The 13,647-nt window shown below is 71.7% G+C and carries 12 protein-coding genes; 5 read left to right on the plus strand and 7 right to left on the minus strand.

What is annotated here, in order from left to right; genetic code table 11:
* Positions 1-170 precede the first annotated feature (170 nt).
* Positions 171-3,350, plus strand: a complete 3,180-nt coding sequence (ileS, locus tag ACQUS7_RS11960) for an isoleucine--tRNA ligase (RefSeq protein ID WP_435147287.1) — start codon at positions 171-173, stop codon at positions 3,348-3,350.
* A gap of 30 nt (positions 3,351-3,380) precedes the next feature.
* On the opposite strand, the gene ACQUS7_RS11965 is transcribed toward ileS, so the two are convergent.
* The gene (locus ACQUS7_RS11965; RefSeq protein ID WP_435147289.1) at positions 3,381-4,175 is read right to left on the minus strand and encodes a class I SAM-dependent methyltransferase; all 795 of its coding nucleotides are present in this window, start codon (positions 4,173-4,175) and stop codon (positions 3,381-3,383) included.
* 104 nt (positions 4,176-4,279) lie between these two features.
* On the opposite strand from ACQUS7_RS11965, the gene ACQUS7_RS11970 reads away from it, so the two are divergent.
* From ACQUS7_RS11970 to ACQUS7_RS11985, 4 genes are all read left to right on the plus strand, one after another.
* Positions 4,280-4,708: an ArsR/SmtB family transcription factor gene (locus tag ACQUS7_RS11970; protein WP_435147291.1), complete on the plus strand. Its 429-nt coding sequence runs from the start codon at positions 4,280-4,282 to the stop codon at positions 4,706-4,708.
* Positions 4,701-5,753, plus strand: coding sequence for an ACR3 family arsenite efflux transporter (gene arsB, locus ACQUS7_RS11975; protein ID WP_435147293.1), 1,053 nt, complete (start codon positions 4,701-4,703; stop codon positions 5,751-5,753). Before ACQUS7_RS11970 ends, arsB begins: the two co-directional genes overlap by 8 nt.
* A gap of 73 nt (positions 5,754-5,826) precedes the next feature.
* Positions 5,827-6,321: a low molecular weight phosphatase family protein gene (locus tag ACQUS7_RS11980; protein WP_435147523.1), complete on the plus strand. Its 495-nt coding sequence runs from the start codon at positions 5,827-5,829 to the stop codon at positions 6,319-6,321.
* 70 nt (positions 6,322-6,391) lie between these two features.
* A complete protein-coding gene (locus ACQUS7_RS11985; RefSeq protein ID WP_435147295.1) occupies positions 6,392-7,180 on the plus strand; it encodes an HAD-IIB family hydrolase in 789 nt (262 codons plus the stop codon).
* 30 nt (positions 7,181-7,210) lie between these two features.
* Here ACQUS7_RS11985 and ACQUS7_RS11990 read toward each other — a convergent pair whose 3' ends face one another.
* The 6 genes from ACQUS7_RS11990 to ACQUS7_RS12015 all read right to left on the minus strand — a co-directional run bounded on the left by ACQUS7_RS11990 (position 7,211) and on the right by ACQUS7_RS12015 (position 13,385).
* Positions 7,211-7,393, minus strand: coding sequence for an HEWD family protein (locus tag ACQUS7_RS11990; RefSeq protein WP_435125169.1), 183 nt, complete (start codon positions 7,391-7,393; stop codon positions 7,211-7,213).
* Positions 7,394-7,515: 122 nt separating this feature from the next.
* Positions 7,516-8,097: a GNAT family N-acetyltransferase gene (locus ACQUS7_RS11995; RefSeq protein WP_435147297.1), complete on the minus strand. Its 582-nt coding sequence runs from the start codon at positions 8,095-8,097 to the stop codon at positions 7,516-7,518.
* Positions 8,098-8,159: 62 nt separating this feature from the next.
* Positions 8,160-10,535, minus strand: coding sequence for an ATP-dependent DNA helicase (locus ACQUS7_RS12000; protein WP_435147299.1), 2,376 nt, complete (start codon positions 10,533-10,535; stop codon positions 8,160-8,162).
* A 92-nt stretch (positions 10,536-10,627) separates the two neighbouring features.
* Positions 10,628-11,026: a hypothetical protein gene (locus ACQUS7_RS12005; protein WP_435125162.1), complete on the minus strand. Its 399-nt coding sequence runs from the start codon at positions 11,024-11,026 to the stop codon at positions 10,628-10,630.
* Positions 11,027-11,201: 175 nt separating this feature from the next.
* Entirely contained in the window at positions 11,202-12,539 is a 1,338-nt protein-coding gene (locus ACQUS7_RS12010; protein WP_435147301.1) for a S8 family serine peptidase, read from the minus strand.
* Between the two features lie 60 nt (positions 12,540-12,599).
* Positions 12,600-13,385, minus strand: coding sequence for an ArsR/SmtB family transcription factor (locus ACQUS7_RS12015; protein WP_435147303.1), 786 nt, complete (start codon positions 13,383-13,385; stop codon positions 12,600-12,602).
* Between the last annotated feature and the right edge of the window lie 262 nt (positions 13,386-13,647).

The following is a 13,647-nucleotide window of genomic DNA, read 5'->3' on the forward strand; positions in this document are numbered from 1 at the left end:
GCGGCCGGCGGCTTAGTTCCTCACCTCGGCGTATCACGGCTGAAAACCGCGGCGGCGACTCGGCGGTGGCGCGTCGGCGACCCGGCGGCGACGCGGCGTGCCGCTTCCGTGCCGACGCGCGCCGCTGCAGGACCACCGTTTTGATATGCGCCCGGAGACTCCGAGTCAGTATGAACGACCGAGACCTCCCGGACCAGTACGCGCCGGAGGCGGTGGAGTCCGACGTCGACGCCTACTGGGACGAGGCCGACGCCTACGAGGCCGCGACGGAGGCGCACGCCGACGACCCCGACTTCTTCTTCGTCGACGGCCCGCCGTACACGACCGGCCAGATGCACCTCGGGACGGCGTGGAACAAGACGCTGAAAGACGCCGTGCTGCGCTACAAGCGGATGCAGGGGTACGACGTCGCCGACCGCCCCGGCTACGACATGCACGGGCTACCCATCGAGACGAAGGTGGAGCAGGAGCTCGGCTTCGACACGAAACAGGACATCGAGGAGTTCGGGATGGAGAACTTCATCGAGGAGTGCCGGGAGTTCGCCGTCCGGAACCGCGAGAACATGGACGAGGACTTCCAGTCCGTCGGCGCCTGGATGGACTGGGACGACCCGTACCAGACCATCGACCCGGAGTACATGGAGTCTGCGTGGTGGGCGTTCTCGCAGGTCCACGACCGCGGCCTCGTCGAGCAGGGGAAGCGCGCCATCTCGCAGTGCCCGCGGTGTGAGACCGCAATCGCCAACAACGAAGTCGAGTACGAGGACATCGAGTCGCCGTCCATCTACGTGAAGTTCCCGCTCAGCGACCGCGACGGCAGCCTCGTCATCTGGACGACGACGCCGTGGACCATCCCGGCGAACACGTTCGTCGCCGTCGCCGCAGACCTCACCTACCAGGAGGTCCGCGCGACCAGAGACGGCGAGACCGAGACGCTGTTCCTCGCGGAGTCGTGCGTCGAGGACGCGCTCTCGCGCGGCCGCTACGACGACTACGAGGTCGTCGCGGAGTACGACGGCGACGACCTCGTCGGCTGGGAGTACGACCACCCGCTCGCCGACGAAGTCGCGGAGTACCCGCAGTTCGAGGGCGCCGGGCAGGTGTACACCGCCGACTACGTCGAGGCGGACCGCACCGGCCTCGTGCACTCCGCGCCCGGCCACGGCCAGGAGGACTTCGAGCGCGGCCAGGAGCTCGGGCTGGACGCGTTCTGCCCGGTCGGCGGCGACGGCGTCTACACCGACGCCGCGGGCGCGTACGCCGGCGAGTTCGTCCGCGACGCCAACGACGACATCATCGCGGACCTCGACGAGAAGGGGCTGCTGCTCGCGTCGGACACCCACACGCACAGCTACGGGCACTGCTGGCGGTGTGACACGCCCATCGTGTTCCTCGCGACCGACCAGTGGTTCATCCGCATCACCGAGATCAAAGACGAGCTGCTCGACAACATCGACGACGCCGAGTGGCACCCGCACTCCGCCCGCGAGGGCCGCTTCCGGAACTTCGTCGAGGAGGCACCCGACTGGAACGTCTCCCGGCAGCGCTACTGGGGCATCCCGCTCCCCATCTGGGTCCCAGAGGGCGTCGACGACCCCGACCCGTCGGACCTCATCGTCGTCGGCACCCGCGACGAACTCGCCGAGCGCGCCGACCAGGACGTCGACCCGGAGACGCTCGACCTCCATCGGCCCTCCGTCGACGACCTCACCATCACGGAGGACGGCACGACCTACGAGCGCGTCCCGGACGTCTTCGACGTCTGGTTCGACTCGTCGGTCGCCACCCTCGGCACCATCTGCTACCCCGGCGACGAGGAGGCGTTCGACGAGCTGTGGCCCGCAGACCTCATCATCGAGGCGCACGACCAGACCCGCGGCTGGTTCTGGTCGCAGCTCGGCATGGGCACCGCGGCGCTCGGCGAGTCGCCGTACGAGTCGGTGCTGATGCACGGCTTCACGACGCTCGGCGATGGCACGAAGATGAGCAAGTCCCGCGGCAACATCGTCGAGCCGGAGGAGGCCATCGACGAGGTGGGACGCGACCCGCTGCGCTGCTACCTGCTCAGCCACGAACAGCAGGGGCAGGACCTCGCGTTCGAGTGGGACGGCCTCCACGAGATGCAGTCCACGCTCAACATCCTCTGGAACGTCTTCAAGTTCCCGCTGCCGTACATGGCGCTCGACGACTACGACCCGGCCGACGCCGATCTGGACGACGGCGAACTCACGGTCGTCGACGAGTGGGTGCTGAGCCGGCTGCAGACCGTGAAAGCCGACGTCGAGGCGGCGTGGGAGGACTACGAGGTCGACGACGCGCTGAACGCGCTGCTCGCGTTCGTCACCGACGACGTCTCCCGCTTTTACGTGAAGGCCATCCGCGAGCGGATGTGGGAGGACGAGGACTCCGCGTCCAAGCGCGCCGCCTACGCGACGATGGCGACGGTGCTCGAAGAGACGACGCGGCTGCTCGCGCCGTACGCGCCGTACCTCACCGAGCGGATGTACCAGCACCTCGACGGCGACGCCGCGACGGTGCACGCGCTGGCGGCGCCGACGGTCGACGAGACGCTGCGCGACGAGACGCTCGAACGCGACATGGCGGTGCTGCGCGACGTCGAGGAGGCCGCGGCGAACGCCCGGCAGCGCGCCGAACGGAAGCTCCGCTGGCCCGTCACGCGCGTCGTGGTCGAATCCGACGACGACGCGGTCCGCGAGGGCGTCGACAACCTCCGCGACCTGCTCGCCGACCGCGTGAACGCTCGCCGCGTCGACGTCACCGAGTCGTACGGCGAACTCGTCGAGGTCGCGTCGCCCGTCATGTCGGCGCTCGGCCCGGCGTTCGGCGGCGACGCCCAGCGCGTCATGGAGGCGATTCAGGGCGCGGCCCGCGACGACCTCGAAGCCGACGGCGATCTGACGGTGACGGTCGACGGCGAGACGTACAGCCTCGACGACGAGATGGTCGAGTTCCGGTCGCAGGCGCCCGACGGCGTCGTCTCCGCCGAGTTCGACGGCGGCACCGTCTACGTCGACACCGAACTCACCGAGGACATCGAGTCCGAGGGGTACGCCCGCGACGTCGTCCGGCGGATTCAGGAGACCCGGAAGGACCTCGACCTCGACGTCGACGAGCGCATCCGCGTGGCCGTCGACGTCGACGACGACCGGGTCGCCGGGTTCGTCGACGAGCACGCGGACCACGTCGCCGAGGAGGTCCGCGCCACCGACCTCGTCGTCGGCGAACCGCCCGCAGACGCCGACTTCGACATCACCACCGAGTGGGAGGTCGAAGGCGTCCCCGTGACGATTCACGTCGCCCGCACCGACGACGAAGACGCCGAGGACTGACCCGGACCGGATTCACTGACTTTTCCGGATTCATCGCGACCCCACGGAGCACGCCAGGTAGCAGTACCGGGCGTCGCCGCGGCTCACGGCGCCGCTCACGTCGACCGTGAAGCCGGCGGATTCGAGCGCGTCGCTCCAGTACGCCAGCGGGTCCGCGGCGTCGGCTTCGCCGCCGCGGCGTCCCGGCGCCGCCAGCACGCCGAACTGACCGTCATCGCGGAGGACGCGTCTCGCCTCCGACAGCGCGGTTTCCGCTGCGGGTTCGTCCAGTTCGGAGAGCACGCCGCACGCCGTGACGACGTCCTGCGACCCCGATTCGACGGGGAGCCGCGACGGGTCGCCGCGGACCGCGTCGACGGACAGGCCGGCCGTCTCGGCGTTCCGTTCGGCGCGCGTCGCCGCGTCGCGTCCGAGCGGCCCGACGCCGAACCGGTCGAAGTCGTCGACGGCGGTCACGTCGGCGGGCCACCGGTCACCGGCGGCTTCCGGGGCGTTCTCGTCGCGGGATTCGGCGAGGCCGACGAGCGACCGGCCCGTGCCGGTGCCGACGTCGAGCCACCGGTCCGCGTCGGCGACGTCGAGCGCGTGCCGGAGCGGCCCGTACCGCCACGCCGCGGGCGTCCACGGCGCCGGCACGAACAGCGGCTTCAGCGCCGCCTGCGCGTACCAGAGGCCGCCGAACACCGCGACCAGTCCGGCGACGTACGCCGCCCGCGTGCCGACGACGGTGCCCGCGGCGACGCCGCCCGCCGCGACGCCGACGCCGACGACGATGCGGCGGAGCCGGCGTCGCCACGCGGTCACGCCGAAGTAGTACCGGAACACGGCCCCCGGTTCGTCTGGCGGCGGATTGACTCTCCCGGTCGAGTCCGACGCGCGACACCGACGGATCGGTAGGTTCATCTGAACAGTTCTGCAACTGTTCAGTGATGGCTTCCTCGACCGAGCGGCTCGAACGGCTCGTCGCCGACGAACTCGGCGACTGCTGTGACGCCGACCTCGACGACCGACTGGCCGAACTCCGCGGGCTCGCGGACGACGCCGACGCCGGGACCGCCGCGGCCGACAGCCGCGTGCTCGCCGCGCTCGGCAGCGACACCCGCTACACGATCGTCCGGCTGCTCCACGTCTCCGACGGGGACCGCTGCGTCTGCGAAATCGCGCCGCTGGTCGACGTCTCGGAGTCCGCGGTGAGCCACGCGCTCTCCGAACTCACCGACGCCGGCCTGCTCACCCGCCGCAAGGACGGGAAGTGGCGCTACTACGGCACCACCGCCCGCGCCGACGCGCTCGTCGAGGCGCTCGACGAGACCCGCGGCTCCGGCGTCGACGACGAACCCGAGGGCGCGGATGAGTGACGGAATCGGCGTCCTCGACCGCTACCTGACGCTGTGGATCGCAGTCGCGATGGCCGTCGGCGTCGGCGTCGGCTCCGTCTTCCCCGGCGTCGCCGACCTGCTGAACGCCGTCACCGTCAACGGCACCAGCCTCCCCATCGCCGTCGGGCTGTTCGTGATGATCTACCCCATCATGGCCGAGATCGACTACGGGCGCGTCCCCGCGGTGACGCGGACCGCGCGCCGCGAAATCGCGCTAACGCTCGGGTTCAACTGGCTCGTCGCGCCGTTCGTCATGTACGGGCTCGCGACGCTGTTCCTCGCCGGCCACCCGGGCTACGTCACCGGCCTCGTCCTCGTCGGCATCGCGCCCTGCATCGCGATGGTGCTCGTCTGGAACCAGCTCGCCGCCGGCAACCAGGAGCTGTGCGCCGTCTGCGTCGGCGTGAACTCGCTGCTGCAGATCGCGCTGTTCGTCCCGTACGCCTTCGTCTTCCTCACGCTGCTGCAGGGAACCGTCGTCGACGTCAGCGTCTCGCTCATCGCGCAGACCGTCGCCGTCTTCCTCGGTCTCCCGCTGCTGCTCGGCTACCTCACGCAGAAAGTCGCGTTCCGCACCGTCGGCCGCGACGCCTACTACGACCGGTTCGTCCCGCGCGTCTCCCCGCTCGGACTGCTCGGGCTGCTGTTCACCGTCGTCGTGATGTTCGCGCTGAAGGGCGACTACATCGTCGCGAACCCCGGCGAAATCGCGCTCATCGCCGCGCCGCTGCTCGTCTTCTTCGCCGGCATGTGGGCGGTCGCGTACGGCGCCGCCGCACTCCTCGGCTTCGACTACACCGAAGCCATCAGCGTGGCGTTCACGGCCTCCTCGAACAACTTCGAGCTCGCCATCGCCGTCGCCGTCGCGGTCTTCGGCGTCGCCAGCGACGCCGCGCTCGCCACCGTCGTCGGCCCGCTCATCGAGGTGCCGGTGATGCTGGCGCTCGTCCGCGTCGCGCTCGCGACCAAGTCCCGGCTGTTCCCGGACTCCACGGAGGTGAGCGACGTTGCCTACTCCGACTGACGAGCCAGCGAGCGAAGCCGCAGACGAATCCGGGCACGGCTCGACGACAGGAGCCGGAGACGAGCCGGTCCGCGTGGCGTTCGTCTGCGTCCAGAACGCCGGCCGGTCGCAGATGGCGACTGCGTTCGCCGAGCAGGCGGTCGCCGACCGCGGCCTGCGCGGCCGCGTCGACGTCGTCACCGGCGGCACCGACCCGGCCGACCGCGTCCACGACGAGGTCGTCGCGGCGATGCGCGACGTCGGCGTCGACCTCTCGGACCGCACGCCGCGCGAAGTCACGCCGGACGACCTCGCCGACTGCGACTACGTCGTCACGATGGGCTGTGACGCCGCGTCGGTCTGCCCGGCGACGTGGAGCGGCGACAACCGCGACTGGGGGCTCGACGACCCCGACGGCGCCGACCCCGAAGCGGTCGCCGCCATCCGCGACGACATCCGCGACCGCGTCGCCGCCCTGTTCGACGAACTGGACGCGTCCGGCGCAGGCCGCGCCGACGACGACGGCCACAACGACGGCGAAGGAGACGGCGCCGACAACGACGGCGGCGACGGAAGCGACACCGTCTGAGTCGCCGCGGCGGTGCTGAGCCGCGACACCGACGCCTCTTTGCGCCAGCCACCCGGAGTTTCCGCCACGAATGGCCGACCTCGACACCGACGATTCCGTTGGCGGCGACCCCGCGGTCGACGACCTCCCGGCGCCCGACGACGACGCGGGGCTGCCGCCGCTCGCGCTCGACATCGACGGGACGCTGACGACGCCGAGCCACGCGGTCGACCCGCGCGCGTTCGAGGTGCTGCCGCAGTGGCCGGCGCCGGTGGTGCTCGCGACCGGGAAGGCGTTCCCGTACCCGGTGGCGCTGTGTCACTTCATGGGCATCCCGGAGCGCGTCGTCGCGGAGAACGGCGGCGTGCTCTGCGTCGACGGCCACGTCCGGTTCGAGGGCGACCCCGAGCAGGTCCGGCGCGCCGTCGCCGCCTTCGAGGAGCGCGGCGGCGACCTCGGGTGGGGGCCGGCGGACACGACGAACCGGTGGCGGGAGACGGAGGTCGCGGCGCGGCAGACCGCAGACGAGGCGCTGCTCCGCGAAATCGCCGACGAGTTCGACCTCGGCTTCCTCGACACGCAGTACGCCTACCACCTCACCTCCCGCGGCGTCAGCAAGGGCCGCGCGCTCCGGGACGCCGCCGAGGTGCTCGGCCGGGACACCGCGGCGTTCGTCGCGGTCGGCGACAGCGAGAACGACGCCTCGATGTTCGAAGCCGTCGGGGAGAGCTACGCGCCCGCGAACGCCGACGACACCGCGAAGCGGGCCGCCGACCACGTCCTCGACGAAGGGTTCATGGACGGGACGCTCGCGGTGCTCGACAGGGTTCTGCGGCGCGCCGGCGCCGACGCAGGCACCGACGGAGAACAGGACGACTGACTGGCTGCGACTGACTGGCTGCGGCCGCCGTCACTCCTCGGTGTCGTCCTCGGCGAACGGGACGAACGACCCGTTGATGTCCCACTCGTGGATGCAGTAGACGTCGCCGGCGTCGCCGTCGATGTGCCACGTCTCGTCGTCCTCGTCCCAGCGCTCCTCGCGCCCGCAGCGCTCGCAGGTGCGCTCGGTCGGCCGACGGATCTGGATGGGCATGTCCGTGTGACCGGTTCGCGTCGACTTAACCCCACCGTCGCCGGCACACCGCGCCGCCGGCGCCCCGGGCGCCCCTGGCCCAATTCGACCGGCGCCGGCAGCCGGCCGTGTTCCGCGCACCGCTACACTGGTCCGAGGTCCGTGAGGTCGGCGAGCGACGCGGCGACGATGCACTCGTCGTGCTCCTCTCCCGCGAACGACGTGGTCTGCCGACCGATTTCCTCGAAGGCGTGCGAGTCGTAAAACGACAGGCCGACGTCGTTCTCGGCGAGCACCACCGCCGACAGCCGGCTGTGGCCGTCGGCGCGGAAGCGCCGCGCGAGTTCGCCGAGCAGCGCCGTGCCGACGCCGCACCCCCACTCGTCGGGGTGGACGTACAGCCGCCGAAGCACGACGTTTCCGACGCCGGAGGAGTACCGCGCGTGGCCGAACCCGACGAGTGACGCATCGCCAGCGTCGTCCGAGTCGGCGGCGGAGACAGCGGACTCCTGCTCGTCACCGTGGGAGGCGGTGTCGGCGTCGGCGACGAGGAACGTTCCGTCGCCGGAGATGTCGCGGCGCAGTTCCGACGGGTCGTACCAGGCGTCGACGGTGGCGTCGATGGCCTCCGCCGACAGGAAGTCGCCGTAGGCGGCGTGCCAGGCCGTCCGGGCGAGCGACGCGACGGCGGCCGCGTCGCCGCGGCGGGCCTCGCGAATCTGCATGCGTCCGCGTTACAGCGACCCCGCAAAAATCCGGCGGGCCGCGGGCGGGGGACGGAGGCGGGCTAGCGGTGTTCGTCCCAGAAGCGGTCGAGGCCGAACCGGAGCATGTCGGGGCTGACCGGCTGGAACTCCTCGCGGTCGTACTCGGGGAAGTACTCGCGGACGGAGTCCCACGACTCGCGGGCGTACCGGGCGTCGACGAGCGCGCGGACGCCGACCTCCTCGGGGCCGCGGATGACCCGGCCGATGGCCTGCCTGGCCTTCCGGACCGCCGGGACCGTCAGCGCCACCTCGAAGCCGTCGCCGAACTCGCGGTCGTAGGCGGTGCGGACGGCCTGGGTGCGCGGCGACGACGTGTTGATGATGGGGACGCCGCACACCACGGCCGCCGAGAGCTTGTCGCCCTCGTAGTCGACGCCCTCGGTGAGCGTGCCGCGGATGCTGGTGACGAGCACCTTCGCGTCGCCGGCGAAGAACGCCGATTTCAGCTCCTCGGTCGCGTCGTCTCGGCTGGACTCGTCGAGCAGCACCGGGCGGTCCAGGCGGTCGTCGAGGACGCCCGCCATCCACTCGGCCTCGCCGTAACTCGGCATCCCGACGAGGACGTTCCCGGGCGTCGCCCGCGCGACCTCCGCGGCGGCGTCCGCGTGCAGCCGCCGAGTCTCGTTCTCTTCGCCCGGCGCGCCGCGGTTCCCGTACGTGAACTTCGGCGCGTCCACCGCGAACGACGCCCGGTTCTCCTCGGGGAACCCGAGTCCGTACGTCCGTTCGACGACCGGCCGCCCCTCGGATTCGAGGTAGTTCAGCCCGGTCACCTCGCGGAACACGTCCAGCGGCGCGAGCGTCGCGGACATCAGGACGCCGCCGCCGAACTCGGAGAGCCGTTCCCCGATGGCGTCCGCCGGGACGCAGTTGTGCAGCGCGAGGTGGGCGTTGTACGCGCGCCGCCACGAGTCAGGCGGCTCCGTCTCGTCCCACGTCCGGTCGAGTTCGATTTCCCGGAAGTACGACGCGTGGTCGAGCCGGTACCACTTGTTCAGCAGGCGGCCGGCGGCCGGAGCGGCGCGCTTGCGGTCCTCCTCTTCGGCCTCGTTCAGGATGCGGCCGACGACGGCGCCCACCTGCTCGGCGTGCGCCCACACCTTCTCGCCGTAGCCGGCGTCGGACGCCCACTTCGAGACGTCGTCTTCGCCCGGTTCGGACGGGTCTCGGAGCGGGATTTCGTCGTCGTCGAGGTCCGCCAGGTCGGCGCGCCACCCCGGCCGGGCCTCGTCGAGGTGGCCGGTGACGCGGCGGTCCAGTTCCTCGCGGAGGTCGCGGATGAAGTCGCGGGTCAGTTTCAGTTCGGACAGCCCGATTTCGGCGTCGGCGAGTTCGCCGCGCACCAGTTCCGCGTCGGTCGTCCCGTTCGCTCGCTTCCCGTCGTCTTCGAACTCGACAGGCTGGATGACGCGGGTCAGTTCGTTCTCGGCGTCGCGGAGCGTCGCGTCGCCGACGCCGTCGGAGACGAGGTCGCGGACGCGCGGCTCAAGCATGTGCGCCTCGTCGCAGACGACGAACGTGGCGTCGTCGAGCAGCGCCCCGGTGAAGCTGCCGGCTGTCGTCGGGTCGAACGCGTGGTAGTAGTTCCCGATGACGACCTCCAGTTCGGGGAGCACGGCGCCCATCATCGAGTGCGGGCAGGTGCCGTGGCCGGCGGAGAGCCGCACCAGTTCGTCGGCGTCGATGAGGCCGCGGTCGGCGAAGTCGAACGGCACCGCCTCCACCGCCTCGCCGTCCTCCGGCAGGTCGTCGAGGAACTGCGCGTAAAACGGGCAGAACTCGGTGCCGTCGCCGGTCGCCCCGCCGCCGTGTTCCGGCATCGACGGCAGGTACGGCGTCGGCTCGCCGGCGGTTTCGAGGTACGACACGCCGGCCTCGCCGGTGTCGGCGATACCGGTCTGTGCGCGGCGCGCCTGCTCGACGAGCGCGCCGGCGGTGGCGTCGCCGCCCTCGCCGACGAGGTTCCGGGTGCGTTCGCGGAGCCCTTCACAGCGCTCGTAGACGGTGCTGTCGTCGATGCCGGCGGCGTGCTCGCGGCTGTACGGGCAGACGTCCGCCTTCCCGACGAGCGTCAGCCCGGAGACGGGCCGCCAGTCGGACGGCAGGTTCTCGTTGATGGCGCGGAGGTCCGCCTCGAACTGCCGGAGCTGCTGTTTGACGCTGGTCAGGACGACGACGCGCTCGAAGTCGCTGTCGGGGTCGCGGACCAGGTGGATGCCGGCGGTGAGCGCCAGCATCGTCTTCCCGGTTCCGCAGGCGCCCTCCAGCGACAGGTAGCCGCCGTCGCGGGCCGCGTCGACCGCGGCGTCGATGCCGTCGGCCTGCTCCGGGTACGGGCTGGGGTGCCCGAACACGGCTCGCCAGTCTGCGTCGCCCTCGGCCTCGGCCTCGGTCACAGCGTAGGTCGCGCGTGGCACGGCTTCAGTCCGTCGATGGCCCCGCTTTGCGACTTGAAGTTACGGACCGGGACGGTCCGTGGAACCGCGGGCTACAGCAGGCTCTCGCCGAGCACGATGACCGACAGATTGTTGGCGAAGACGACGAGTCCGGCGGCGACGAGGCCGCCGAGCCACGCCTCGATGAGCAGCGCGAAGTACGGCCGGACGCGCGGCGGCGTGACTCGGTACGTCTCCATGAGGCCGTGGAAGACGACGGCGGCGAGTACGACCGCCGCGAGGTTGACGCCGACCAGCAGCCACACCGGCTGGGCGAGCAGCCACGCGGTCACCGGGTTCGACTCCGCGTCGGCGCCGACGACCGCCGCCGCGTACATCGTCGTCAGCATGTCGACCGTAATCAGCAGGAACAGGGCGACCGTAGCCCACCCCCAGTACTCCTCGATTCGCTCGGCGACCTGCCGCGGCGGCCCCGGCGTCTCGTCGGTCACGGTTCACCGCAGCCTCTGCCGCCCGAGACGTAATGGTTTGGGCGGCGCGGACGACTCGGACGGCCCGGACAGCGTCGATGGCGTGGACGACGCAGACGGCCTAGACAGCCCAGGCGACTCGGACGGTCTCGACGGCGCGGCTGCTCGGCTCGCCGACTCACCCGATTCCCGGCCGTTACGGCCGGGCTGCGGACGTGTTCGCTCTCGCGGCGGCGACGGCGGCGGCGGGGTCGACGCAGTCTCGGGCGCCGTCGGCGGTCCGCTCCAGGATGCGCTCGACCTCCGCCGGCGTGAGCGACGACCCGGACGACTCCATCGCGGCGACGGTGCCGGCGACGACGGGGGCGGCCGCCGACGTGCCGCGGAACTGTCCGGTCGACCGGGTCTGGACGCCGTCGGTCGTCGTCACGTCGGCGCCGGTGGAGCTGTACGCGCGGAGCCCGCCGTTCGCGGTGACCGCGCCGACCGCGATGACGCCGTTGACGGTCGCCGGCGCGACCGCGCTGCCTTCGGCGCCGGCGTACGCGAGCCGGTGGTGCGCCGCGAACAGGTCGACCGGGCCGGTCGGCTCGTCGGCGGCGTGGACGGCGACGTAGTAGTGGCCGCGCGGCACCGCCGCGTCGATGGATTCTGCGTGGCCGTCCGTCCGCGTTGACTTCCGGACCAGCCGGTCGTTCGGGCCGGGGACGTCCCGGTAGAGGTACAGGTCGTAGTCGGTGTCCGCCTCCCAGTACAGCCGCAGCGTGACGCGCCCCGAGACGGTGCCGTTCCCGAGCCGGTTCACCTGCGTCCCGGGTGCGAACGACGCCCAGCCGTCGGAGGCGGGCTGGCCGCGCCAGTGCCGCTGCGCGTAGTTCCCGGCCGACGTGACGAACACGACGCCGCTGTCGGTGGCGTTCTCGGCGGCCGCCGCGATTCGGTCCATCCCGTCGGCGGTCCGCGGGAAGTAGCTGCCCGCGTCGACGATGACGTCGACGTCGTTCGCGACCAGCCACTCGACGGCGCGGCTGTACGTCTTCGGCGTCGGACTGTGGCCGACCGCGGCGAGATACAGGTCGGCGGACTCGGTCTGACGCGCCACGATTTCGGCGACCGCGGTGTCGTGGCTCGGACCGCCCTGAAAGCCCATGAACCGCGGATTCAGCCGCCGCACCGCGCTGACCCGATCCGTGAGCGCGTCCGGCCGTCCGCGGAACTCGCTGCCGATGACGCCGACCCGCACCTGTTCGCCGGAGTCGCCGTCGTCGGTGGCTCCGACGGCGCCCCCCGCCGAGCGTCGCGGTTCGGGGGCCGCGTCGCCGCGGACCGCGCTGCCGGCGGCGTTGTCGAGGGCGTCGTCGGGGGCGGTGGCACCGGCGCCCGCCTGGATCAGCGGGTAGCCGTCGCCGTCGACGATTCCGGCGTCGTGAACGCCGGTCGAGGCGACCGCCGGGTGCGCCGTGGCGGCGCTCCCGAGGCCGCCGCTCGCGACGACGAACACCACCAGAAGCGCGGCGGCGATGCGGCGACTCATGGCCCGGGCAGAGTCACGCCGAACGGCTGCGGGTCGGTCGGCGACGCGGCTCCCATGCTGTCACTCCGCGCGGAGACGGTTGGCGACGAATACGGTCGCGAGGACGAGCAGTCCGCCGGCGATGAAGGCGGCGCCGGGCGACACCAGCCCCAGCAGCGGACCGGTCGACACGGACGAGACCGCGTCGCCGACGCGCGGCGCCGACGCGGGGCCGGTCAGCGAGACGGCGCCGAGGCCGAACGCCCATTCGACGGCGGCCGCGCCGACGCCGAGCACCGCGAGCGTCCCGATGAGCCCCTTCAGTGAGTCGAGAAACGACGACCGGTCGGTGTCGTTGCCGACGGCGACGACGACGCGCTCGTCCGCCGGCGCGTACACCGTCATCTCCCGGCCCTTCACCGAGTACCGCGTCCCGGCGTCCTCGACCAGCCCCGCGTCCTGGAGGTTGCCGAGGTGGTGGCGGACGTTCTGGACCGACGTGTCGGCGGCGTCGGCGAGCTCGGACGCCGTCGACGGCGAGTCGTGCAGCGCCGAAAGCAGGGTGCGGGCGGTCCCCGACGAGAGCGCGCCGATGAGCGTGTCGGCGTCGTCGTCGTCGAGCCAGCACACGCGGATGTCGCCGTCCGCGGCACCGGCCGGCGCCGCGTCGCTGGCTGCGGTCTCCGGCTCCGTGGACGAGCCGCCGGGCTCCGCGGACGCCACGCCGGCGTCTTCGTCCGCGTCCGTCGACGTGTCCGTCGACGCGTCCGCGGCGACGTCTGCGGGCGTCGCTCCCGTGTCGACCGCTTCGCCGTCCGACGACTCCGACTGCTCGTCGGCGACATCCGTCGGGAGCAGACCTGACATGGGGGTACGTTTCACACACACTAACTAAATGTTTCGGGCAAGATTCGACGCGACCCCCCGGATACCGACCGGATTTTCGACGGATCGACGGCTTCGTCGCCGCTGACCGTGAATCCGTCGCGAGTCGGCGGCGTTCACCGTCGAGTTCTCACCACTCGGTAGCGCGCGCTGCGCCGACGCCGACGGTGTGCAGGGCGAAACGGGCGTGCCAGTGAAGTCGAACCCAGCGGACCCGGGCGGGCCCGCTGGGCTTACGGCGTCC

This window comes from Halobaculum sp. P14, from assembly GCF_051195155.1.
Lineage (GTDB): Archaea > Halobacteriota > Halobacteria > Halobacteriales > Haloferacaceae > JBNTKA01.

Coding starts and splice junctions, on each gene's coding strand:
- ileS (WP_435147287.1), top strand. CDS start 171: ATGAACGACCGAGACCTCCCGGACCAGTACGCGCCGGAGGCGGTGGAG.
- ACQUS7_RS11970 (WP_435147291.1), top strand. CDS start 4,280: ATGGCTTCCTCGACCGAGCGGCTCGAACGGCTCGTCGCCGACGAACTC.
- arsB (WP_435147293.1), top strand. CDS start 4,701: ATGAGTGACGGAATCGGCGTCCTCGACCGCTACCTGACGCTGTGGATC.
- ACQUS7_RS11985 (WP_435147295.1), top strand. CDS start 6,392: ATGGCCGACCTCGACACCGACGATTCCGTTGGCGGCGACCCCGCGGTC.
- ACQUS7_RS11990 (WP_435125169.1), bottom strand. CDS start 7,393: ATGCCCATCCAGATCCGTCGGCCGACCGAGCGCACCTGCGAGCGCTGC.
- ACQUS7_RS11995 (WP_435147297.1), bottom strand. CDS start 8,097: ATGCAGATTCGCGAGGCCCGCCGCGGCGACGCGGCCGCCGTCGCGTCG.
- ACQUS7_RS12010 (WP_435147301.1), bottom strand. CDS start 12,539: ATGAGTCGCCGCATCGCCGCCGCGCTTCTGGTGGTGTTCGTCGTCGCG.
- ACQUS7_RS12015 (WP_435147303.1), bottom strand. CDS start 13,385: ATGTCAGGTCTGCTCCCGACGGATGTCGCCGACGAGCAGTCGGAGTCG.